Genomic DNA, 23294 nt, shown 5'->3' with positions numbered 1-23294 from the left:
GTCGATCTCGCATGCGCTATGGCATGGATCACTTAAATGAAGACGCCGCCTAGGGGTCCTTCCAGAAGCACTGTTCCTTCCGGCAGCGCCTTGGCAAGGATACTCTTGCGGATCTGGTTTGCAATGGTGGCATAAGCCGGCCCCGTATTAACGCTGGGACCGGACAATGCGCCCGATGCTTGTGCAGTCAGGTTACGGCTCCAATCTGCCATGGCACGAACTCATTATCACCAAACCCGTAATCCTCGCTGAGCGTGTGTTCGACCGACGCAACTGCAAGAATTTTCTCGAAAATCCGTCTGCCAGCAGCTTCAATCGTATCGTTGCCCTGAACAATGCCGATGCAGTTGATATCCATGTCATCGCTCATACATTTCCGAGTTGGTTGCAACCTTGATACAGGGTGCTGGCTTGAAGCCTGAAACAGAGCCGCGCCCGGTGGTGAAGACAACGACATTGCAGCCGCCCGCAACCTGCCCTGTCACGGCGACGGGATCATAGCCGGGAGTATCTATGAACACAAAACCGGTCCGGTCAATAATCTCGGCATATTCATAGGCCGCTTCCAAAGGCATTGAACCGCCTTTAGCTACCGCGCCAAGTGATTTTCCCAAAATCGTCGTCAGGCTACCCAGCTTGTTGCCATGCGATGGGTTATTGTTCAACTCTGCCCCGTTCCGAGAGGTATATTCACGCCACCATTCGATGCGGTCCATGCGCTTCTGCGCAACCTCTGGTGTAACGGCACGGCGAGTCAACAGATGTTCGGCACCATAGATTTCCGGCGTTTCGCTGAGCACGGCAGTGCCACCATGCTTCACGATCAGATCGGCGGCATAGCCAAGCGCCGGATTTGCCGAAATACCCGAATATCCGTCAGAGCCCCCGCATTGTAATGCGACCTTCAGCCCCGTCAGCGGCACAGTTCCACGTTGTGCGGCATTGGCATCGGGCAGCATTTCTCTGATGATGTCACAAGCGATCTCGATGGTTTTACGGGTGCCTCCAAGATTCTGGATCGTCATCGTGCGCAGATGTGGCCCTTCCTCCAGCTCAAATTTCTTCACGATCGAATCGATCTGATTTGTTTCGCAGCCGAGCCCGATGAACAAAATACCCGCGAAATTCGGGTTGCGCGCATAGCCGGCAAGAACGCGCTGGAGGTAAAGATACCCTTCGCTTTGCATATTGATGGCGCAGCCGATGCCATGGGTCAGGGCAACGATTCCGTCAACATTGTCATGGCCATCCAGCCCCCCGCCGCGATTGAAATGATTCGCGACGGCCCGCGCCACCGTTGCCGAGCAGTTCACTGAAGTGACGATGCCAATATAGTTGCGCGTTCCCATTTTTCCGTCAGGACGGACATAAGCCTGAAAAGTTCGACGCTGATCTTCGGGTAGAAGCGGCGTGGTCCGTGCGTCCTGAGCAAAATGATGCGTTGTATGGCTGTCTTGCATGGCCAAATTGTGTAGGTGCACATGCACGCCGGGGGCGATGGCCGCTATCGCAACGCCGATCACCTGTCCATATTTCAGCACTGCTTCCCCCGCATTGATGGTGGCTGTGCGGCGCTGCGAGACCATGAGGCGGTCGAAACAGCCGCGACCGGCGCGCAATCCGACATGAAGGCAAGCCCGGGGCTATTCGTGACGGATGCCACAAACTTTCTTGCACATTCCGAACTGCATGAGGAAGTCTTCGGTGCTGCCTCGCTGATCGTGCGCTGCCCGGATATTGTCGCTGTCCGGCAGGTTCTCGAAAGATTGGAGGGGCAATTAACTGCGGCCATGCATATCGACGAGGCCGACCATGATCTGGTTCGCGACCTGCTGCCGCTTCTTGAACGCAGGGTTGGTCGGATCCTGATTAATGGTTTTGGTATTGGCGTCGAGGTATCCCACGCCATGGTACATGGCGGGCCTTTTCCATCAACTGCGGATGGGCGATCCACATCGGTCGGTAGTTTGACGATCGCACGCTTTCTGCGTCCCATTTGCTATCAGGATTTTCCTGCGGGCTTGCTGTCGACGGAATTACAGGGAGAAGCGGAAGGTCTGTCCTTCGCGCTGTAGGGCGAGCTGTTGTCGGACAGCATCTCGATGACCCATGGGGCAGGATATGCGTCGAAGCGGCGTTCCACCGCTTCGAGCATGATGTCCCGGATGTCAGATCCGCTGATCCCGGCGTTCACCACGGCGCGCCAGGCGATGATTTCGCGGTCATGGGCATCGATGAGGAAGGGTGAGGGCAGGAATGCCATCGGTCCGAATGACTGCCCGAACCGGACGACGTCCCCATTCCAGCAGGTGAACTCGAACCCGTCCGAGCACCAACGCAGGTTCGAGCGCATGACGATCACCTTGCCGTTGTGCACATGCTGGGGGCGTTCGGAATATTTCCGCGCCAGCAGCAGGTTATGGGCCTGCATGATCCGGTAGACCCGCTTGTGGTTGACCGGCGCCAGGCCTTCCGATCGCAACTGCCGGTTCAGGATCGCCGTGATCCGCCGGGAGCCATAAGTCAGTCGCGCCGACACGAGGGCCATGATCAACGCCACCACGTTCGCGGCTCTCTCGAACGCATGGCGTTCGCCGCTCACCGTCTTGCGCCTTTTGATAGCGCCGACGCGGCTTCGTGCTGTCCTGCAGCCGGTCGATCAGGGTCGAGCGGGCCACCCCCAGAGTTTCTGCCACGGCCTTCACTGGAAATTGTCCTTCAGCGGCGACCGCGCGAGCAAGGTCAGTTTTTTGACCGTGACTTGTCCAAGGCCTCGCGCAGGATCTCCGCCTCCAGCGTCTTGCGCCCGAGCTGGCGTTCGAGTTCGCGGATGCGCTCCTCCAACTGCCGGACGACCTTGTTGCTGGTGACGTCATCACCCTCGGACACGGCGACACTCCCCCCTTCGAGCATGAGCCGCCGCCAACGATACAGCAGGTTCGGCACCACGCCATTGCGGCGCGCCACGACTGAGATGCTGGCCCGGTCGTCCAAGCGTCTCCTCGACAATCCCCAGCTTCTCCGCGGCAGTCCAGCGGTGCCGGCGGCCGCCATCGGTGATGATCTCTATCTCAGACATAAGCACGTGCTCAGGCATATACCTAAGCCTCCATGGTCATGCCCAAGTGTCCGGTCGAAAAAGGGGGCCAGTTCAGGAGTATGGCCCGGCAAAGACCCTCGACAATCGCTGGCGCCGTTAGAGCGGCATGGGGTCTTCGCACGGATGATGGAGGGCCTTCGGATGGATTGGGTCATTGCCGGTCTCAGTTTTTGATGAGGGCAGAACGGACAGGACAAATCGGATAGGTATCCATAGCCCATTTGTCCGCCAATCTTCCAGGTTCATGCTCGCGGCAGCATTTCCGGTCTGGCCATGGCTGCGATAGACCATAGAAAATCTGTAGGACGACACATTGCGGAAACGGACATGGAATGAGCAGACCGGTTCGCCACCACACGTATGGACGCAAGCTGCGGCTTGCTATCGGTCTCACGCTGGCAGCAGCGGCAGTCCTGCTGCTGATACGGCCTGAACCTCCAGCATCGCCCGATGTGCTCCAATCCGAAAACTCCACAGGCTACCAGATCGAAAACGGTATCGTCGTCTGGCGGCCAATGAGTCCTGGCAGCCAGATCGTCGCCACGATTCTGACGCTTGGCCTGGCGGCCAATTCCGAAGTGGTGGCGGGACGGTCATTGCCCCTTGCGGATGCGGCCAGTTTTCGCACGTTAGAACACCAATATGGTCGTGACAATGATCACGTCTGGTTCCGGGCGGAACAGATCGAAGGAGCGGACCCCGCAAGCTTTGTCGTGCTGGATCACGGTTTCTCGCGGGACAGAACGCATATCTGGCATCAGGCAACCCCGGTCATGGCCCTTGAAACCGCCCAGCAGGACAACGTTCGGGCGCATTCCCAGCGTATCCTGTCTGTTGGAACGCAGACCTGGCTGATAAGCACGCCGCCACTTCTGCTACCCGAAGCGCCCGCAGCCCCGCCCGATCACTATTGCCGCGACTGGTTTACCATGAACGGCGCCCTCTGGCGCGGCGCCAGCCGAATGCTGCTCCTTGACGGGCCGACCGAAGCTCTGGACTGCGACGGCGGCATCAGAACCGTCTATCGTAACGGCCAACCCTTCGAGGATATCACCGACAACAAGGGGCTTTTGCTGCGCGACGGAGCTGACATCTGGCGCCTGCACCTGGAAGGGCCGCCACAGCTGATCGCGATCCTGCCCGAACCAGTCACCGAGGCACGCCTTATGCGAGGCAGGCACGACGACGAGCCGGTGCTGCTGGCGCTGACGGAATCGGGAACCGTCCATGCCATGCGCACGCAACCGCAAGCCCAGGTCCAGACGCTCGGCCGCCTGGGCGCCCTACCGACGGCAGAGGAGATGACGCTCGACCGGGGCTTCCAGCTACGGGGACGCTATTTCACGCTGACCGCGCAGCCGGGACCCGACGACGCGGTTATCGCCGATCATGGCCCGGCAGAGCGCTTCGGCGATTATGCGCTGGCGGGCGGGCGGCTGTTCTACGGTGCCGAAATCGTGGCGCACCCGAAGGACTTGCCCCTGCGACAGATCACCTCCTCCATGGTGCTTGTCGGTCCATCGTGCCTGAACTTCGGGTATTTCGTGACCGATCTGGCCGATCCTGCGGGGGAGGTCGACCAGATCATGGCCCTCTGCGACACGATGCACCCCCGAACGGAACTTCTCTATGACGGGCTTCGAATCGGATTTTCACCGCAGCTTGCGTCTCTCGGACCCGATACGGAGCATCCGCGTTCAAACCTGTTTCAACTGGGCGAGGTCTTCATCGAAAACATCGGCGAACGGGATAGGGGCCTTGCTCGACCCTTTCTCACCGGATTTGACCTGCGCGTTATGGGCACAAAAATCGAACCGCCCTCCGAATCCCAACCCGTTCAAGGCGTTCGTCTACAGCCGGGCCAGCGCCACGCGTGGCGACCCGTCGCAAGCACTGATGGGAATCCATGGATATGGCCCTGGGTTCTGACCATGCGCCATAGCCCCGAGCGGGCAGAAATTTTCGGTGACAGACCCTTCGACGTTAGCCACGGGGGCTTCGGAAGCTGGAACGAGTAAAGGCAGCCCCGCCACGCCCCCGTTCTTGAAACCCTGCACCGGCTGAAACTGCCGCTGTATATCCACCCCGGCCTGCCCTTGCCGCAGGTGCAGCAGCCCTATTACGGCGGCTTTGACCGCGAACTGACCGCGCGGCTGTCGATGTTCGCCTGGGGCTGGCATAACGAGGCCGGCATCCTGACCCTGCGCCTGCTTTTGTCGGGCGCCTTTGACCGCTGGCCCGATCTGCGCGTCATCAGCGGCCATTGGGGCGAGATGGTGCCGTTCTTCCTGCAACGGCTGGAGGATTCGATCCCGCCCGAGGCATCGGGCCTGTCGCGCCCCATTGTCCAGACCTATCGCGACCATGTTTATGTCAGCCCCTCGGGCATGCTGACCGCGCCGCATTTCCGCTTTATTCTGGATGTGATGGGGGCGGATCGTATCCTCTATTCCGTTGATTATCCTTATCAAAGCCTGAACGGCGCGCGGGATTTCCTTGACCGGCTGGAGGTCAGCGAAACCGACCGCGCCCTGATCGCGCATGGCAATGCCGAACGTCTTTTAGGAGTATGACATGAAAGCCCTGCTGACCGCCGCCCTTCTGGCCCTGCCCCCGCTTGTCGCCCATGCCGAGGCCCCCATGTCCCCGATCCTGCGCATCTTTGAATTCACCGTCGCCCCCGAGGATGTGGCAACCTTCATGGCAGCGGGCGAGGACAACATCCGCAATTCCGTCCGCGACGAGCCGGGCGTGCTGTCGATGTATGTCGCCAGTGACAAGGACGACCCCACCCGGCTTTACGTCATCGAGACCTACCGCGACCAGGCCGCCTACGAATCCCACCGCGAAACCCCGCATTTCCAAGCCTTTATCGCCGCCATGGACGGCAAGTTCCTGTCCCGCCGCGTCATCGAGACAAACCCCACGATACTGGGCGCTAAGGCGTTCACGTGGGAGGAGTAGCTTTTCAACGGCCGATGCCATCAGCACCGTCCACCGATTAATGAATCCACCTCATATCCCCTTCCTGATTATGCCATCTAATCGTCTCTCCCACTCATCCTTACCTTGGTGACACGAGGCAACCGACAGGAACCCGGCCATGAGTTGGAACGAACAGGACATCAATGCAATCGCGGCCAGCGATGATCTGCATATCGCGCCATTGCGCGCGGACGCGACAACCACCGGCACGCCGACATGGATCTGGTCGGTGGTCGTGGATGGCGGGCTGTATGTCCGGGCCTATAACGGGCAGAACTCGCGCTGGTATAAATCTGCGATGGCGCAACAGGCGGGTCAGATCACGGCGGCGGGCAAGACATTTAATGTCGCCTTCGCGCCGGTCCGCAGCGATCTGAACGACCGCATCGACGCGGCCTATCGCGCGAAATACGCCAGCAGCCCCTATCTGGCCCCGATGATCGGCGATCGCGCCCGCGCCGCGACGGTGCAAATCACCCCGCGATAAGAGGATATGATGAAAACCCATCTGACCGCCGCCCTTCTGGCGCTGAGCATCGCCGCACCGGCCTTGGCGCAACAAACGCCGATCCTTGATGCAGGCCCGCAGGGCTGGCAGGCTGATACGGTCGCGGACGGGCTGGATTATCCGTGGGATATCGTGGCCGATGGCGACCGGCTGATCATCACCGAAAAGGCCGGGCAGATCGTCATTATCACTGATGGCCAGAGCCAACGGTTTCCCGTCGAAACATCCGCGCCGCTGCGCACCGATGGCGGTGCCGGGCTGATGGGCATTGCGCTGGCGCCGGATTTTGCGGCCAGCGGGCGGGCGTTTGTGTATTACGCCTATGACAACGGCGGCCCGCTGAACCGCGTGGCCGAGGTCAGCTTTGACGGTGCCGTCTGGCGCGAAACGGCGGTGCTGATCGACGCCATTCCCGGCCATCGCTTGTATAACGGCGGGCGCATCGCCATCGGGCCGGACGGGTATCTTTACGCGGCGACCGGCTGGACCGAGAACCGCGAACGCCCGCAGGATCTGCAAAGCCTTGCCGGAAAGATCCTGCGGGTCGGGCTGGATGGCGCGATCCCGGCGGACAACCCCTTTCCGAACTCGCCCGTCTGGTCCTATGGCCACCGCAACCCGCAAGGTCTGGCGTGGAACGCAGCAGGCGAACTGTTCGCAGCAGAACACGGGCAGGCCGCGCTGGACGAGGTTAACCTGATCCGCCCCGGTGCGAATTACGGCTGGCCGCTGGTCTCGGGCGATGACACCCGCGACGGGATGGAACCGCCCTTTATCCATTCCGGCCGCACGACATGGGCGCCGTCCGGCATCGCCTTTGCGGGGGATGAACTGCTGGTAACGGCGCTGCGCGGCAGCGGGCTGTTGGTGATGGACCGCGACAAGCGCGCGCTGACCCCGGTTGCCGACACGGGTGAGCGGTATCGGCAGGTTCTGCCCGTCGGCGATGATCTGTATGTAATCACAACCAACCGTTCGCCGCGCGGATCGGGTCCGTCGCAGGACAGGCTGCTGCGTCTTAGCCCATCGCGGTGACGGCGCAAGATGAAGGATCAGCCTGTCCCGGCACGCATTGCCCTGATAAGATCGCCCTTGGCTCATGAGGGGATCTCATCAATGCAGCGCAAGGACATCACCGACCTGATCGCCTTTCTTGAGGTCGCGCGCGAGCAAAGCTTTACCAAGGCCGCCGCCCGGCTGGGCGTGTCGCAATCGGCGCTGAGCCATACGGTGCGCGGGCTTGAGGAACGGCTGGACATTCGCTTGCTGACCCGCACCACGCGCAGCGTCTCGCCCACCGAGGCGGGCGAGCGTCTGCTGGCCCGCATCGGCCCGCATTTCGAGGGGATCGCCAGCGAGCTGGACGGGCTTGGCGCGCTGCGGGGTGACATCGCTGGAACGATCCGCATCACCGCCGGGGATTACCAGATCCGGCACTATCTGTGGCCAAAGCTGCGCGGGTTCATGCGCGAATTTCCCAATGTGAATGTCGAGATTTCGGTGGAATACGGCTTGCAGGATATTGTCGCCGACCGATTCGATGCAGGCGTGCGGTTTGGCTCGCAGGTGGCGCGCGACATGATCGCCACCCGGATCAGCCCCGATATTCGCTTTGTCATCATCGGCGCGCCCAGCTATTTCGACACGCACCCTGTTCCGACGACCCCCACCGACCTGACCACGCATGATTGCGTCAATCTGCGTCTGTCCACGCATGGCGGCCTTTACGCGTGGGAGCTGGACGACAACGGCCGCGAACTCAGCGTCCGGGTCGAGGGGCGGCTGGTGTTCAACAATATCTATGACGTCATCGACGCCGCCCGCGACGGGTTTGGTCTGGCCTTTGTTCCCGACGATCTGGTGCGCGCCGATATTGCTGCCGGAACCTTGCGGATCGTGATGGAGGATTATGCCCCGGTCTGGGAGGGGTTCCATCTGTATTACCCCAGCCGCCGCCAGCACGCCCCGGCCTTTGCCGCGCTGGTCAAGGCGCTGCGGCACCGCGATTGACCATTGGTGAACGCGGTGGATAGCTGCCTGCGTTACCCTCTGTCCAAGTCACCAGATTGCGGCATCGTAGAGAAAGCCACACAAAAAAGCCGGGCCTTTCGCGGCCCGGCATCCGCACCAATCGCAGCCCCTTACTGCCCCGTGCGTTCCGCAACCTGCCGGTCCAGCGCGGTGATGACCGCCTCGGCCAGAGCGGCGTCGGACCACGGGTTCTGGCCCGTCACCAACTCGCGGTCCACCACGACATAGGGCTGATCCGGTTCCGCGACCGTGACCGTGGCACCGGCGGCGCGCAGCGCGTCTTCCATGTAGAACTCGATTTCAGCGCCCAGCCAGTCCTCGACGCCCTTTTCCTCGGCGGTGGAATAGACGGTCATGTTGTAACCCGCATAGGGCCAGTCACCAGCCAGTTCGGATGCGCGGGCCAGATCACCGGCGACCATGGCGGCGCGGAAATCCTCGGGGTTCTCGACCGCCGCCGAGAACGCGATCGGGCCGTGGCACAGCATCGCGGTCACTTTGCCCGCGTCGTGGAAATGGCGCAGCGCCGCGCCAAGATCGCGGTCCTGCATCAGATCGGTCATCGGCGCATGGCCGCCCGGCACATAAAGCGCGTCGAAATCATCCAGCCCCGCCTGCACCACCTTGGCCAGCACCTGCGGCTTTTGCATCGACGGATCGGTGGTCACGAAACGCAGCGCCTGATCCATCGCGTCGCGGTCATTGTGGAACAGGTCCAGATTGATCGAATTGCCGTCCAGCGCCGGGGTGTTGCCGTCGGGCGTGGCCACGACGACTTCATACCCCGCCGCGATGAAAGCCTGCGCGGGAACGGCCAGTTCGCCCAGATAATAGCCGGTCTGATGCTGCCGCCCGTCGCTGAGCGCCAGTATGTTTTCGCTGGAGGCGACCAGCAGCACACGGCCCTTGGCATCGTCTGCAAAGGCGGGGAAAGCCACGGTCGCGGTCACCGCAACGGCGGCGGTCAAAGTGGTGAGGGTTTTCATTTTTTGCTCCTACAGAAAGGCGATATAGCGGCCAGCGATCAGCACGCCGGTCCAGAGGATGATTGATGCAAGCGCGGTTGCCCGCGCTGTGTCAGGCCGCTGATCCAGATGGGCGCGGGCCACATTGGCCAGCGCGAGGGTCAGCAGCAGAGCCTTGATCTGAAAGGCCGGATTGGCGGCATAGCTGGTGCCACGCGCCAGAAACAGGATCAGCCCGGTGGTGATGGCGACCACCGCCCCCACCGCCGCAATCCGCCGCGCCGGGTCCGACAGGCCGCGCCAAGACCCGCGCAGGACCGACAGGTCATAGGTGATGATCGCGCCGAACATGGTCGCAAACCCCGCGATATGCGCCGCTGACACCAGCGGATAGACCGCGAAGGACGTGCGCAGGCCGCGCATCAGCCCCGACGCCTCGATCTGCGCCAGCGCGTCCATCAGCACGCCGCGACCTCCTCTTGCCAGCGGCTGCTGCGCAGGACCGGCTGATCATCGGCGGGGTTGATCCATTGCGCGCGCAACTGATGCGGGGCCTCGCAATTGCGCAAGACGACCATCTGGATCGTGTCGCCCACGGCCACGCGGGCCTCCAGCGCGTTGAACTGCCGCACGGGGGGCAGTTCTACCGTGACCATGCCGCTGTCCATGCTGACCAGCCCCGGCCCGAATTCATCCACCAGCGCCTGCGGCGCGCTGCCAGCCGACAGGTTCAGCCCGATCACCGCATGGGGATAGCCGAAATCGGCCTGCGTGACCGCGCCGTTCAGAAAAATCGGGGTCGAGCGGTCATAGCGCCCGGTAAAGCCGTGATGCGCCTGCGCCGCGCCCGCGATCAGGGCGGCGGCAAGCGTCAGGGAAAGAAGGGGTTTCATCGTCGTGATCCTTGGCCTTGTGTCTTGTCTGGACAGAAACATAAGGCAGCGGATAGCCTGTGATAATTCATCTGTTCTTCATTTCAGTGGTGAATACATGTCATCAATGACCAGCACCGACCTGAACGAGCTGTTGGCCTTTCTGGCGGTCGCCCGGCTGCGCAGCTTTCGCGGGGCGGCGGCAGAGCGGCGCGCCACGCCCTCGGCCATCAGCCATGCGATCCGGCGGCTGGAAACCCGGCTGGACCTGCGGCTTCTGAACCGCAGCACCCGCAGCGTGTCCCTGACCGAGCCGGGCCAGCGCCTGTTCGACCAGATGGCGCCGCTGTTTGAAAACATGTCGCGCGCGTTCGAGGATCTGAACGCCTTTCGCGACACCCCCTTTGGCACGGTGCGCCTTAGCGTCGCCAATTCCATCGCGCCGCATCTCATCTCGCCCATCATCGCGCCGGTGCTGCGCGCCAACCCCAGCCTGCACCTGGAGGTGATCGCCGCCGACCGGCTGGTGGACATCGTGGCCGAGGGGTTCGACGCCGGTATCCGTTTCGGCCAGCATCTGTCGCAGGATATGATCGCCACAAAGATCGGCCCGGCCCCGCGCATCGCCGTGGTCGGCGCGCCCGATTATTTTGCCCGGCGCGGCACCCCGCAGCACCCGCAAGAGCTGGTTCACCACGCCTGCATCCGCTATGCCTACCCCGACGGTCGGCTGTTTCACTGGCGTTTTTACCAAGGCACGAAATCGCTGAGCATCGCGGTCAATGGCCCGGCGACCTTTGACTATCAGGGCCTGATGATCGACGCGGCACTGGACGGCGTGGGCCTCGCCTATGTCTGGGAAACGCGCGTGACCGACCTGCTGGCCCAAGGCCGCCTGATGCGATGCCTCGACGCATGGACGCCGCCCCGCGACGATCTGTTCATCTATTACCCAAGCCGCCGCCATGTCCCGGCCGGGCTGCGCGTGGTGATTGATGCGTTGAAAGGTGGGGGGCCTGCAATTTCGCTCGCCGCCTCAAGACGCTAAGCCGCCTCACGCCCCACGAATACATCTGCAAAATCTGGACCTCAAAACCAGAGCGATTCATCGTAAACACGATCCACCAAATGACGGGACTGAACAGCTGGGTGGCTGACCTCTTCAGCAGCCTATTAAATGCGGGGATTACCATAACAAATTTAAGCCTGATCGCTGTGCCGGATAATGTCGTTACCGGAAAGTCGATGGAGGACAGATCTTATGACTGACGACATGCTTCATGTCATGGAATGGCATAATGGCGAGAAGGACTATTCCCCCTTCTCGGATGTCGAGATGAAGCGGCGCCAGGACGATATGCGCCGCTGGATGGCCGAGAACGACGTGGATGCGGCGCTATTCACATCGTATCATTGCATCAACTATTACTCGGGCTGGCTCTACTGTTATTTCGGGCGCAAATATGGCATGGTCGTCACCCAGGACGCGGCGACTACGATCAGTGCAGGTATTGACGGCGGCCAGCCTTGGCGGCGCAGCTTTGGGAGCAACATCACTTATACCGACTGGCGGCGCGACAATTTCTATCGCGCGGTGCGGCAGCTGACGCCGGGCGTCAAGCGGTTGGGAATCGAATTCGATCATGTTAACCTGGACTTTCGCCGTCAGCTTGAGGCGGCGCTGCCGGGGGTCGAGTTCGTAGATATCGGTCAGCCCTCGATGTGGATGCGCGCGGTTAAATCCGCCGAGGAGCACAAGCTGATCCGCGAGGGTGCGCGTATCTGCGACGTCGGCGGCGCGGCCTGTGTGGCGGCGGTCCGGGTCGACGTGCCTGAACACGAGGTCGCCATCGCTGCGACCAATGCGATGATCCGCGAGATCGCCGGGACCTTTCCCTTCGTCGAGTTGATGGATACCTGGACCTGGTTCCAGTCGGGCATCAACACCGATGGCGCGCATAATCCGGTGACCAACAAGAAAGTCCGGTCGGGCGAGATCTTGTCGCTGAACTGCTTCCCGATGATCTTCGGCTATTATACTGCGCTGGAGCGCACGTTGTTCTGCGATCATGTGGACGACACCAGCCTGGACATCTGGGAAAAGAACGTGGCTGTCCACCGCCGCGGGCTGGAACTCATCAAGCCCGGCGCGAAGTGCAACGAGATCGCGCTGGAGTTGAACGAGATGTATCGCGGCTGGGACCTGCTGAAATATCGTAGCTTTGGCTATGGCCATTCCTTCGGCGTGTTATCGCATTACTACGGTCGCGAGGCCGGGGTAGAATTGCGCGAGGATATCGAAACCGAGCTGAAGCCGGGTATGGTGGTCAGCATAGAGCCGATGGTGATGCTGCCCGAGGGTGTGCCGGGCGCTGGCGGTTATCGCGAGCATGACATCCTGATTGTGACCGAGGACGGGGCCGAGAACATTACCGGCTTTCCCTTCGGCCCCGAACGCAACATTATCCGCAACTGATGCGGATGGCACGGGCCCGCTGCTAGCGGGTCCGTTTCGTTCAACTGAACTCGGTGCGCAGCGCTTGCACAATCCCTTTGGTACAGACCTCCAGCAGGATCTCGCCCTTTTCGGCCGAGGCGTTCCGGGGCGAGGACAACGTGCCCGACGAGGGTGTCCATTCCGGTTTGACCGGATAGACATCATAGGGCGGGAAGCTGGCCGACGGGACATCTATCGCGCGGGACAGGTCTACGAATTGTGGATACAGCGCCAGCATAAGCGAGGTTTCCAAGACGCCGCCATGTTCCAGATCCCAGCCCGGAAAATCGTCGTGATAGAGCCGGGCGATGTCCGTTTCGCCGACAAAATCCCAATAGGATAGCACCACTATTTTCATCTCGGTAATTCCGTCCCAACGCAATTCGCGCAGCGCCAGATCAATCGCCTCGATGATGAACCAGGAATTTTCATAATGTCCGTTCACCAGGCAGATCCGGCGCACCCCGTGGCGGGCGAACTCTTTGATAATGTCGCGCAGCGCCGCGACCAGTGTGGTGCCGTCCAAGCTGGCGGTGCCCGGCATGTGGTTGCCACCGCCCGATTTCTGGTGGGATTTGTAACCATAGGTGAAGGCTGGCGCGACCAGCCCGCCGATCTGCGCGGCGCTACGGCGGGCGAATTCGGTCGGCAGTAACACATCGACATGCAGCGGCATGTGATGGCCGTGCTGCTCCATCGAGCCGATGGGGATCAGGATCGGCGTGGTACCGTCCCTGACTGCGGCATGATAGTCGGGCCAGGCGAGTTCAGAGGCGAATGCGGTTTTATTGGGCATGGGGCACCTGTGTGGAAAAGGGAGATGCCCGGATTAGAGTTTTGCGTTGACCATAAAGGAAATATATAGTCGTAATCTTGGGATTGCAGGGGTAAATTGATGGCCCGCATCACCAATCTTCCGACTGATCTGCTGCGCACCTTCATCGCGGTGGTCGAGCTTGGTGGCCACTCGCGGGCCGGGGCAGCGCTGGGGCGCAGCCAGCCTGCGATCTCGCTCCAGATCCGTCGGCTGGAGGAGTTGGTACGCGCGTCCCTTCTGACGCAGGAGGGTCGCGCGATCCTGCCCACCCCGGCCGGCGAGGCACTGCTGAGCTATGCGCGCGAGATGGTCCGCATTAATGACGAGGCGGTGCGTTATTTCCACCGCTCGCACAAGACCGGCGTGTTGCGTATTGGCCTGCCCACGGATTACGCGGTAGCCTTCCTGCAGGGCACGTTGACCCGGTATATCCGCGATCATGCCGAGGTCGAGCTGGAGGTGCATTGCGACCTGTCGCGCGAATTGCACCAGCATCTGCGCTCGGACGACCTGGACATCATCGTCGCGGTGATGCCGACGGTGCGGATGCCCTATCTGTCGCGGATGTGGAGCGAGCAGCCGATCTGGGCCGCCGCAGAGGATTTCCGATCGGTCACACACAAACCTGTGCCGCTGGGGGTCCATCCCGAGGGCTGCGACTATCGCGCGCGCATGATCCAGGCGCTGGACGCCATCGAGCGGCGCTGGCGTATCGTCTATACAGGGCCGGGTATCTCGGGGCTGCAAAACGCGGTTCAGAACGGGCTTTGTGTGACTGCGCTGACCCGCGCCACCTTGCTGCCAGGGATGCGGATGCTGGCAGAAACCGATGGTTTCCCGGCGCTGGAGCCGCTGCGGGTCGGGCTGTTCTACAAACATCCGCGCCTGTCGGCGGCAGGGCTGCAACTGGTCAGCGATCTGGTGGCCGACCTGGATCGTGTGGGCTCAGGGATCCATGCGGTTTCCGCGTGAATCCTGGACCATAACACATGTAAATGCCAGGATTGGTAGAACCGATTTTGTATGGGCAGCGCCTTCTCCTAGCCTGAACCTGACACATAATCAGAATAATCAGACAGGGTGATGAGATGATACAGGATGATCGGGGCGTCCGTCTCGGGTTGTCACGCCGTGGAATGCTGACGCTGGGTGCAGCAGCGCTGGCCACACCGATGCTGTCGCGTCGTGCCTTTGCCGCGCCAACGCAGCTCACCATGCTGGCCTGGTATGGCCATGCCGAGCCAGACATCGTGGCTGAGTTCGAGGCCGAGCATAACGTCAAGTTCGTGCCGAAATACTATACCGGCGGCGACAACATGCTGGGCCTGATCTCGCAAAGCCCGCCGGGCACCTTCGACGTGATCCTGTCGGATGCCGAATATGTTCAGCAACTGAACGCGGCAGGTTATATTGAGGCATTGGACCCGGCAGACTATCCCTTTGACGAGTTCTTCCCCGAGTTCCAGAAGTTTCCCGGCCATTGGGATGGTGATACCCTCTATTCCGTCATTACCCGCTTCGGCTTTCTGGGCGTGGCCTACAATACCGACGCGCTGACCGAGGCGCAGGCATCGACCTATGATGTGTTCTGGGATCCCGCGCTGGCGGGCAAGGTCGGGCATTTCGACTGGCATTTGCCGAACCTGGGCCAGATGAGTCTGCTCAATGGCAATGCCAGCCCCTATGATATTGATGTGGCGGCCTGGGCTGCGGTTCAGGACAGAACCATGACCCTGCGCCGGCAGATCGGCGGTTTCTTCGACTATGGTGGCACCTTTTCGTCCTTGAACAACGGGCAGATGCTGACTTTCGCCGGGATCGGCGACTGGATCACCGGCACGCTGGAACGAAACGGCGCTAAAGTGCGCAGTGTCATCCCCGAACAGGGTGGGCTGCAATTCACCGAGAGCTTCTCGATCGGTAAAGGCTCAGCCAAGGCTGATCTGGCGAAGAAATGGATACAATATATCACTTCGGCCAGGGGGCAGTCGAAATCTGCACAGATGGCTGCCTATCCCTGCCTGATCCCGAACCAGAAGGGATGGGAGGTGTTGAATCAGGACAACCCCGACGAGGCGCGGCGTCAGGGCATGGTGCCCGGTGAAAGCAACGTGATGGATCTGATCCGCTCGGGGCGGATCCACTATCGTCAGCTTCCGGTGCAACAATCGCTGGAAGCGTGGAACGACTTTTGGTCGGATTACAAGAGCGCCTGAGCCTGATGCGGCCGGTGCGGGTCGCTAGCCGCGCTGACTGCCCCTTGCCGGAGTTTTCTGGATGCGCCGTCCCGTCTCTCTTTACGGACTGACCTTTTCCCTGCCGCTGCTGATCTGGCAGCTTCTGTTCTTCGTCTTCCCGCTGGCGTTCCTGATTGCGCTTAGCTTCTGGACCGTGCGTAACTTCCGGCTAGAGGCCGGGTTCGACACGGTCAACTGGGTGACGATGTTCGGTCGCCCGGTCTTTTGGCAGGCCTATGGCACCACACTGCTGATGGCCGGGACCGCCACCGCGCTGACCAGCGCACTGGCATTTCCCTGCGCTTATGCGATCGCCTTCAAGTTGTCGCCCGCAGCGCGACGATGGGCGGTCTTCCTGATGGTGATCCCCTTTTTCACCAGCTACCTGGTACGGGCCTATTCTTGGCAGGTTTTCCTGTCGGATGTCGGTATCATCAACGTCCTACTGGACTGGATTGGGCTGGGGCCCTTCCGGCTGTTGAACACCGTCGGCGCGACTATGCTGGGCTACATGACGTTAAGTTTTCCGCTGGTCGTGCTGCTTCAGCTGTTCAGCCTGGCCTTCGTGGATCGCACCTTGATCGAGGCCGCGCATAACATGCGCTGCGGTAGGCTGCGGACGGTCTTTACGGTGGTAATCCCCTCGGCTCGCGTTGGGCTGGTGATTGCGGCGTTGTTCAGCTTCATCCTGTGTTTCGGCGATTTCGTCAGCCCGATTTATCTGGGTGGAGGCAACCCGATCACATTGTCGATCCTGATTACCGACACCACGAAATCTGGACAGCAATGGCCCCGTGCGGCGGTGATCGCCCTGACCATGATTACGACGCTGCTGGTCGTGGCTTTCTTGGCCGTTCGCTTTGCCTACAAGGGGCGCAGGACATGAACGAACAAAACGATCTGAACCGCAATCTGCTGATTGATGCCGGGCTGAAGTTCTACATCTTCATGGCCTATCTGTTCGTTTTCGCGCCAGTCCTGGCCAGTTTCGTCTTCTCCTTCAACTCGGACCGTTTTCCGTCGATCCCGCTGGGGCAATTCTCGACCGAGTGGTATCGCGCGGTTGCCTCGGACCCGCTGGTCTGGGAGGGGTTACGCAATACGCTGATGGTTGGCGCGGCGGTGGGTGTGACCTCGACCGTGCTTGGGTTCGGTGCGGCCTATACGGATTATCGATATAATTTCTTCGGCAAGCAGGTCTATCTGGCGCTGGCGCTGCTGCCGCCGACAATCCCGGTCGTTATCATGGGATTGGCGATGCTGGCCTTCCTGTCGCGGGTCGGCCTGTCGGGCAATGCAAGCTCTGTGATAATCGCCCATGTGGTGATCTGTTCGCCCTTCGCAATGGCGGTGATCCGACTGCGACTCTCGCAGATGGACCCTGCGCTGGAACCGGCAGCCTGGAATCTCGGGGCTTCGGAATGGGCGACGATGCGCCATGTCATTATCCCCTTCACTCGGCCAGCGATCCTCGGTGCACTGTTCATTACCATGGCGGTGTCCTTCGACGAATTCGCCATCGCCTGGTTCGTCAGCGGTCTGAATGAGACGCTGCCGGTCAAGGTGCTGGGCTTTCTGCAAGGCCAGGTCAGCCCGCGCATCAACGCCATCGGCACCTTTGTCTTTGTCATCTCGATGACCCTCGTGATCTTGGCGCAGCTATTGCTGTCGGGTCGCGGCCCTGCAACCGACAAGGAATGAACTGATGCAAGAACCCTTGGTTTCCTTCGAGCGCGTCGCCAAGCGTTTCGGCACCTATACCGCTGTGCAAAAGATGGATCTCCAGATCTACAAAGGTGAATTTCTCGCCATCATGGGCTCGTCCGGCTGCGGCAAGACCACGACTTTGCGGATGCTGGCCGGGCTTGAGGCCCCCAGTGAAGGCGTAATCCACATGGCGGGCCAGATCATCAATGACCTGCCGACCTGGAGCCGCGACACGCCCATGGTCTGGCAGAGCCTGGCGCTGTTTCCGTTCCTGAATGTGATCGAGAATGTCGAATTTGCGCTGAAGATGCGCGGCGTTGCGCGGGCCGAGCGCCGCCGTCGGGCCGGACAATGGCTGGAGCGGATGCAGATCTCTGAATTCGCTAACCGCAATATCGACCAGCTTTCCGGCGGCCAGCGTCAGCGCGTCGCCCTTGCCCGCTCGCTGGTGGTCGAACCCGAGATCCTGCTTTTGGACGAGCCGCTTTCGGCACTGGACGCGGCGCTGAAGGTGCGAATGCAATCGGTGTTGAAGAACCTGCAGCGCGAGACCGGCATCACCTTCGTCTATGTCACGCACAGCCAGTCCGAGGCGTTCTCTATGGCCGATCGCGTCGTCATCATGAGTCGTGGCAAGATTGAGCAGATCGGCACGCCGCAGGAAATCTACCGCACGCCGCGCACCCGCTTCGTCGCGGATTTTTTGGGTTCGTCCAACATCTTCCCCGGTCAGGTTACGCAAGGCCCTGGTGGCCAGCCTGCAATAACCACCACCAGCGGCAATTTCGTACTGTCTGAGGATGAGGCCGTCGTGCTGGGAACATCCGCAAGCTTGACCATTCTGGATACCAGGATGCAAATCCACCTTCAGCCGTTGCCGGAGGCCGTGAACACAATCAAGGGACGCATGATAGGCGAAGAATTCGTTGGCGCCACCGCGACCATCTATTTCGAGACCAATGAAGGCCAAGAAATCCGGGTGCAGAAATCACATGAAGAACTGGCGAAACTTCCGCTGGCCGTGGGCCGGTCGTTCTACCTGTCCTGGTCACCCGGCGACGGACATCTTATCCCGGAATAGACCCCGGTCGGGGCTCTGCGGCCCCTCACCCGAGAAGTTGCTACCTTTCCCCCATGCTGTGGGATACAGGCTATTTTATACTGGGCGGCTTTGCCGTCACGTATTTGCCGATGGTTCTCCCGTGAAATCTGTCTGCGTCCGTTCCATGATCAAAGAAGAGGTGTCGGATGAAACAGACCGCAACTGTCCTTCGGAGCAGGTGTAGAATTGGTGGGGTCTGGTTGAAGCGTATGTTCAGATGCTGACTGCTGTGCACAGCAACAACCATCTTTACTTGCTCAGACCTAAGTGAAGATCATAGCCTTGAGAGCGGAAACCAAGTCCGGCCCGGAAATTCGGCATCAACATAACGTATGCCTATAATCTTGTGCGCTTTTTGTTTCGCTGACATTGGTCGTTATGTTGTTTGCTGTTATTTGGCCAGGTTGCATTTTCTTGCACAGCCCCGCCGCTCCTATCATTGAAAGCTGACTGCCTCTGCTCTGTCAGCGGCGGTAAATATTTCCGACGCGCACAGGATATGGATGTGCATCATCTGTTCGGCCCAGATTGGCGCGCGTGCAGCGATTGCGGCAGCAATCTCTTGGTGGTGGTAGGCAGATCTGCGGCGCTGTTCAGGTGTGAAACGGCGAAATGTGCGGCTGACAAGCGAGATGTCCACCGTCGATTTCACCAGCAGGTTCAGGCGCTGAGAATGCGTGGCGTCAATAATCAGCGCGTGGAATCTGCTGTTTTCCTGGTCGATTTGCGTTATCAAACCTTCGGACACGGAATGATCCTGCACCAGTTGTTGCATGCGGGCGGCGGATGCCAGCAGCAACTGGACCTGCGTGTCTGTCGCGCGGCTTGCTGCCACCTTGGCGGCGTAAGATTCAAGTCTCAGGCGCAGGTCAAAAATTTCGCGGATATCATCCGGGTTGGGCATTGCGCACCAAAGACCCTGACCGGGCCGACGTTCCAGCAAACCTTCCAGAAGCAGCCGCTTGATCGCCTCGCGGACGGGGGTGCGAGAGATGTTGAATTGTGCGGCCAGTGCTTGCTCGGTCAGTTTGTGTTCGGTCGGCACCCTGCCTTCGACAATCGCCAGTCTTAGCTCTCGGTAGGCTCGGCTCGACGCGGTTTCCTGATTCTGCAACGGCATTTTTCGGTCTTCTTCACCCTGCTGAGACATCCCGCAGCCCACATAAATTATGCAAAATATTTGAAAAAAGCGCAAATACAAAATAAAAGTCGCACAAAGTTAAATTTTTGGATACAAAATTGAAGGCTTTGGTGTAGGTATGAGGCAGTAGGGGGGGTGAGGAATGACTGAGACAGCTTTCAGCCAGTTTGGGCCGTTGGCAGGCTTGCGGGTTGTCGAGATGGGGCAATTGCTTGCCGGGCCATTCGTCGGCACGCGCTGTGCGGATTTCGGGGCAGAGGTTATCAAGATCGAGGCGCCAAAAGTCGGCGATCCGATCCGCAACTGGGGTCGATTGCAGCACGAGGGGAAAACCCTGTGGTGGCCGATCATGGCGCGCAACAAAAAATCTGTGTCGGCCAATCTGCGCGACCCGCGCGGTCAGGATTTGGCGCGGCGCCTGATCGCCGAGGCCGATGTCTTGATCGAGAATTTCAAACCCGGCACGCTTGAGAAATGGGGTATGAGCCCGACCGAACTGCATGAACTCAATCCCGGACTGGTGATCGTCAGGGTGTCGGGGTTTGGGCAGACCGGGCCCTATGCCGCGCGCCCCGGTTTTGCATCGGTCGGTGAGGCGATGTCGGGCCTGCGCTATATCAATGGCTATCCTGACATGCCGCAGCCACGCTTTGGCATCTCATTGGGGGATACACTGACCTCGCTCTTTGCGTTCGAGGGCATGATGATGGCGCTGTATCACCGTGATCGAAACGATGGCCGCGGACAAGTCGTCGATGCGGCAATTACCGAAAGCTGCTTTGCGATGCTGGAAAGCACGGTGACGGAATATTCCAAGACCGGTTTCGTGCGCCAGCCGTCCGGCACCGGGATCGCCAAAATTGCGCCCTCGAACATTTACCCGACCAAGGATGGTGTCCACATCGTCATTGCCGCGAATGTTGACGCGATGTTCCGCCGCTTGTGCCATGCGATGGGGCAACCGGAACTGGCGGACGATCCGCGCTTTGTGACGCATATCGCCCGTGGCGATCACGCCGAACTGTTGGATACGATGGTTGCCGATTGGTCGTCGCGGCTGACAGTCGAGGAACTGACCATCAGACTGGAGGAGTTCGGCGTCGTCTTTGGCCCGATCAATTCCATCGCCGAGGTTGTCAAAGACCCCCATTTCCGCGAACGCGGTATGGTCCGCGATTTTCACGACAAGGATTTCGGCACAATCACAGTCCCCGGCGTGTTTCCGGTGTTGTCTGAAACACCTGGCGATATTGCATGGCTGGGGCCGCAAGAAGTTGGCGCAGATAATCAGGAAATCTATGGTCGCCTTGGCATGAGCGCCGCTGATCTGGAGACCCTGCGGGCCGAGGGTGTTCTGTAATGACAATGATCTGCGAAGTCGGCACGCGCGATGGTCTGCAAAATCTGGGCCGTCATTTCAGCGTTGCGGAAAAGCGTCACATGCTGATGGAACTGCACGCTGCGGGTCTGCGCCATTTCGAAGCCGTCAGCATGGTCAATCCCGCCCGTGTTCCGCAAATGGCCGGCGCGGAGGAACTGCTGGCAAGCCTGCCCGATCTGCCAGACAGCATCCTTTCAGCCCTGGCTTTGAACTGGAGGGGTGCTGATCGTGCGCTTGCCACGCGGATTGACGAGCTGCGCTTTGCTATTGTTGCGTCCGATACATTTTGCCAGCGCAATCAGAATATGACCAGCGCGGAAAGCATCACTGAATTTGCCGCGATTACGCCTGCGGTCAGGGCGGCAAACCGCATGGTGGTCGCGGTGATCGCGACCGCATACGGCTGCCCGTTCGAGGGGGAAATCAGCGGAACCCGCGTCGCCGACATGACCGAAGCGGCGCTGAGGGCTGGCGCGGATCAGATTGTCTTTGCGGATACGATCGGGGTGGCCGCGCCGCGTGATATTTTGCGGGTGCATCATGCCTGCAAGCAGGTGCTTGGCGCGACCACATGGGGGATTCACCTGCATAATACCCGCAACACTGGCTATGCAAACTTGATTACGGCTCTGCAATGCGGGGCGACCGTGGTGGATTCCGCCATCGGGGGGCTGGGCGGCTGCCCGTTTGCCCCGGCCGTTACAGGCAATATCGCGACCGAGGATGTGAACTATCTGCTGCAACGCGAAGGGATTGAAACCGGCGTGGATCATGACCGGCTGACCCGGTTGATTGAATGGCTGTCCACGCGCGTGCCGGAAAAGATCACGGGTCAATTGTCGCGGGCAGGCTGGTTTCCAGCCTGACCCGGCGATTCTCTGCCATGTGAGAGAGGGCACATGCGCAAGGTCCGAATGATGAAAGTGTCAAATCCAGGGAGGGAGACCATGGCACAGATAACTATGAAAAGCGTGCTGATGATCGGTGCGGCGATCTGTATGCTGGCGACGCAGGCATATGCCGAGCGGACCATGCGTATGACCGTTCAGGTGGGTGCGAACCACCCTGTCGGGGCCAACACGCATTTCTTCGCCCAAGAGCTGGAGCGTATCTCGGGTGGTGAACTGAAGGTCGAAGTTTATGACAGCGCACAGCTTTTCAAGGGGCAAGAGGTTCCGCAGGCTATTTCCAGCGGTGCAATTGATCTGGGTATCGTGCTGGCCGATGAATACGCAGGCTCGGTGCCGGCGGCGGGGATTTTCTCGGTCGCGTTCCTGTTCCCCGACTATCAGACGCTGGCCAAAGCGGCGGCCCGCGACGGGGAATTCCGCAAGACGTTCGACGAGATTTTGCTGGGCGCAGGCTCCAGGGTTTTATGGTGGCAGGATTATGGCCCTGTTCAACTGCTGTCAAAAGGCGGGCCGATTGCGACGCCTGATGACATGAAAGGCAAGATGGTTCGCGCTTTGGGAAAGCCGAGCGGCGATCTGATCGAGGCGGCGGGCGGATCGGCTGTCGTCATCGGCGGGGCGGAACAGTTCGTTGCCTATCAGCGCGGCGTTGTGGATATCGGTATGAGCGGGACAACCGCCGTCAAATCGCGCGCGCTCTACGAGGTGATGGACAACGTGACCATGACAAACCACAGTCTGGCCGAGTTTATAGCCGTGATCAACCCGGCGCTATGGGGCAGCATGTCCGAACAAGAGCAGGCCTGGGTGACTGAGGCCTCGATTCTGGCGGAACAGCAGCTACGCGCCTCGACCGAGGCCGAGAACGTCGAGGCCGCCAAGTGGCTGTCCGATGGGGGGCACGCAACCGTCACCGAACTGACCCCGGACCAGATTGCCGTCTGGAAAGAGGCGACAAAACCAGCGGTTGACCGCTTTCGACAGGACGCTGGTGAACTGGGCGAAAAACTGCTGAACGCGCTGGCTGCGTTGGAATAGGG

The 23294-nt window shown here is 60.4% G+C and carries 21 protein-coding genes and 4 pseudogenes; 18 read left to right on the top strand and 7 right to left on the bottom strand.

What is annotated here, in order from left to right; translation table 11 throughout:
* Positions 1-187 precede the first annotated feature (187 nt).
* Positions 188-1349 (bottom strand): annotated as a pseudogene (locus tag Q4G22_RS11230) (UxaA family hydrolase).
* A gap of 132 nt (positions 1350-1481) precedes the next feature.
* Between Q4G22_RS11230 and Q4G22_RS11225 the strand changes: the two are divergent.
* Positions 1482-2075, top strand: coding sequence for a hypothetical protein (locus tag Q4G22_RS11225; protein ID WP_303385995.1), 594 nt, complete (start codon positions 1482-1484; stop codon positions 2073-2075).
* On the opposite strand, the pseudogene Q4G22_RS11220 reads toward Q4G22_RS11225, so the two are convergent.
* A pseudogene (locus Q4G22_RS11220) lies at positions 2060-3097 on the bottom strand (transposase); the annotation flags it as partial. The gene Q4G22_RS11225 and the pseudogene Q4G22_RS11220 overlap by 16 nt on opposite strands.
* A gap of 335 nt (positions 3098-3432) precedes the next feature.
* On the opposite strand from Q4G22_RS11220, the gene Q4G22_RS11215 reads away from it, so the two are divergent.
* The 6 genes and pseudogenes from Q4G22_RS11215 (at position 3433) to Q4G22_RS11190 (ending at position 8603) form a co-directional block, all read left to right on the top strand.
* The gene (locus Q4G22_RS11215; RefSeq protein WP_303385992.1) at positions 3433-5118 is read left to right on the top strand and encodes a DKNYY domain-containing protein; all 1686 of its coding nucleotides are present in this window, start codon (positions 3433-3435) and stop codon (positions 5116-5118) included.
* An 18-nt stretch (positions 5119-5136) separates the two neighbouring features.
* A pseudogene (locus tag Q4G22_RS11210) lies at positions 5137-5673 on the top strand (amidohydrolase family protein); the annotation flags it as partial.
* A 1-nt stretch (position 5674) separates the two neighbouring features.
* Positions 5675-6064, top strand: coding sequence for a putative quinol monooxygenase (locus Q4G22_RS11205; RefSeq protein WP_303385991.1), 390 nt, complete (start codon positions 5675-5677; stop codon positions 6062-6064).
* Between the two features lie 139 nt (positions 6065-6203).
* Positions 6204-6572 (top strand): DUF2255 family protein, encoded by a 369-nt coding sequence (locus Q4G22_RS11200; protein ID WP_303385990.1) that lies wholly within the window; start codon positions 6204-6206, stop codon positions 6570-6572.
* A gap of 9 nt (positions 6573-6581) precedes the next feature.
* Positions 6582-7628 carry a sorbosone dehydrogenase family protein gene (locus tag Q4G22_RS11195; protein ID WP_303385989.1) on the top strand — a complete coding sequence of 349 codons (1047 nt, stop codon included), beginning with the start codon at positions 6582-6584 and terminating at the stop codon, positions 7626-7628.
* A gap of 81 nt (positions 7629-7709) precedes the next feature.
* Positions 7710-8603 (top strand): LysR family transcriptional regulator, encoded by an 894-nt coding sequence (locus tag Q4G22_RS11190; protein WP_303385988.1) that lies wholly within the window; start codon positions 7710-7712, stop codon positions 8601-8603.
* 131 nt (positions 8604-8734) lie between these two features.
* Here the strand turns inward: Q4G22_RS11190 and Q4G22_RS11185 are convergent, their stop codons facing one another.
* Genes Q4G22_RS11185 through Q4G22_RS11175 form a run of 3 tightly spaced genes read right to left on the bottom strand, consistent with a single transcriptional unit; the run spans position 8735 to position 10482 of the window.
* Positions 8735-9610 carry a type 1 glutamine amidotransferase domain-containing protein gene (locus Q4G22_RS11185; protein ID WP_303385987.1) on the bottom strand — a complete coding sequence of 292 codons (876 nt, stop codon included), beginning with the start codon at positions 9608-9610 and terminating at the stop codon, positions 8735-8737.
* Positions 9611-9619: 9 nt separating this feature from the next.
* On the bottom strand, positions 9620-10054 hold the full coding sequence (locus Q4G22_RS11180; RefSeq protein WP_303385986.1) for a hypothetical protein: 435 nt from the start codon (positions 10052-10054) through the stop codon (positions 9620-9622).
* Positions 10048-10482, bottom strand: a complete 435-nt coding sequence (locus Q4G22_RS11175; RefSeq protein ID WP_303385985.1) for a DUF6152 family protein — start codon at positions 10480-10482, stop codon at positions 10048-10050. The genes Q4G22_RS11180 and Q4G22_RS11175 overlap by 7 nt, the downstream gene beginning before the upstream one ends.
* 97 nt (positions 10483-10579) lie before the next feature.
* Between Q4G22_RS11175 and Q4G22_RS11170 the strand changes: the two genes are divergently transcribed.
* The 3 genes and pseudogenes from Q4G22_RS11170 to Q4G22_RS11160 all read left to right on the top strand — a co-directional run bounded on the left by Q4G22_RS11170 (position 10580) and on the right by Q4G22_RS11160 (position 12937).
* Positions 10580-11509 carry a LysR family transcriptional regulator gene (locus Q4G22_RS11170; RefSeq protein WP_368661477.1) on the top strand — a complete coding sequence of 310 codons (930 nt, stop codon included), beginning with the start codon at positions 10580-10582 and terminating at the stop codon, positions 11507-11509.
* Positions 11476-11607 (top strand): annotated as a pseudogene (locus tag Q4G22_RS11165) (IS481 family transposase); the annotation flags it as partial. The gene Q4G22_RS11170 and the pseudogene Q4G22_RS11165, both read left to right, overlap by 34 nt.
* A gap of 115 nt (positions 11608-11722) precedes the next feature.
* A complete protein-coding gene (locus Q4G22_RS11160; protein ID WP_303385983.1) occupies positions 11723-12937 on the top strand; it encodes a M24 family metallopeptidase in 1215 nt (404 codons plus the stop codon).
* 40 nt (positions 12938-12977) lie between these two features.
* Here Q4G22_RS11160 and Q4G22_RS11155 read toward each other — a convergent pair whose 3' ends face one another.
* Positions 12978-13754: a creatininase gene (locus tag Q4G22_RS11155; protein ID WP_303385982.1), complete on the bottom strand. Its 777-nt coding sequence runs from the start codon at positions 13752-13754 to the stop codon at positions 12978-12980.
* A gap of 99 nt (positions 13755-13853) precedes the next feature.
* Between Q4G22_RS11155 and Q4G22_RS11150 the strand changes: the two genes are divergently transcribed.
* The 5 genes from Q4G22_RS11150 (at position 13854) to Q4G22_RS11130 (ending at position 18800) form a co-directional block, all read left to right on the top strand.
* Positions 13854-14747, top strand: a complete 894-nt coding sequence (locus Q4G22_RS11150; RefSeq protein WP_303385981.1) for a LysR substrate-binding domain-containing protein — start codon at positions 13854-13856, stop codon at positions 14745-14747.
* 116 nt (positions 14748-14863) lie between these two features.
* Positions 14864-15991 (top strand): spermidine/putrescine ABC transporter substrate-binding protein, encoded by a 1128-nt coding sequence (locus tag Q4G22_RS11145; protein ID WP_303385980.1) that lies wholly within the window; start codon positions 14864-14866, stop codon positions 15989-15991.
* 61 nt (positions 15992-16052) lie between these two features.
* Complete coding sequence (locus Q4G22_RS11140) at positions 16053-16898, top strand: ABC transporter permease (RefSeq protein ID WP_303385979.1); 846 nt, start codon at positions 16053-16055, stop codon at positions 16896-16898.
* Positions 16895-17713 carry an ABC transporter permease gene (locus Q4G22_RS11135; protein WP_303385978.1) on the top strand — a complete coding sequence of 273 codons (819 nt, stop codon included), beginning with the start codon at positions 16895-16897 and terminating at the stop codon, positions 17711-17713. The genes Q4G22_RS11140 and Q4G22_RS11135 overlap by 4 nt, the downstream gene beginning before the upstream one ends.
* 4 nt (positions 17714-17717) lie before the next feature.
* Entirely contained in the window at positions 17718-18800 is a 1083-nt protein-coding gene (locus Q4G22_RS11130) for an ABC transporter ATP-binding protein (protein WP_303385977.1), read from the top strand.
* 457 nt (positions 18801-19257) lie between these two features.
* Here the strand turns inward: Q4G22_RS11130 and Q4G22_RS11125 are convergent, their stop codons facing one another.
* Positions 19258-19971, bottom strand: a complete 714-nt coding sequence (locus Q4G22_RS11125) for a GntR family transcriptional regulator (protein ID WP_303385976.1) — start codon at positions 19969-19971, stop codon at positions 19258-19260.
* Positions 19972-20104: 133 nt separating this feature from the next.
* Between Q4G22_RS11125 and Q4G22_RS11120 the strand changes: the two genes are divergently transcribed.
* From Q4G22_RS11120 to dctP, 3 genes are all read left to right on the top strand, one after another.
* The gene (locus Q4G22_RS11120; protein ID WP_303385975.1) at positions 20105-21322 is read left to right on the top strand and encodes a CaiB/BaiF CoA-transferase family protein; all 1218 of its coding nucleotides are present in this window, start codon (positions 20105-20107) and stop codon (positions 21320-21322) included.
* Entirely contained in the window at positions 21322-22209 is an 888-nt protein-coding gene (locus Q4G22_RS11115; protein WP_303385974.1) for a hydroxymethylglutaryl-CoA lyase, read from the top strand. The genes Q4G22_RS11120 and Q4G22_RS11115 overlap by 1 nt, the downstream gene beginning before the upstream one ends.
* Before the next feature lie 81 nt (positions 22210-22290).
* Entirely contained in the window at positions 22291-23292 is a 1002-nt protein-coding gene (gene dctP, locus Q4G22_RS11110; RefSeq protein WP_303385973.1) for a TRAP transporter substrate-binding protein DctP, read from the top strand.
* Positions 23293-23294: the final 2 nt, after the last annotated feature.

It is taken from the genome of Paracoccus sp. (in: a-proteobacteria), assembly GCF_030538655.1.
Taxonomy (GTDB): domain Bacteria; phylum Pseudomonadota; class Alphaproteobacteria; order Rhodobacterales; family Rhodobacteraceae; genus Paracoccus.
This window is presented reverse-complemented; position numbering and strand designations above follow the sequence as displayed.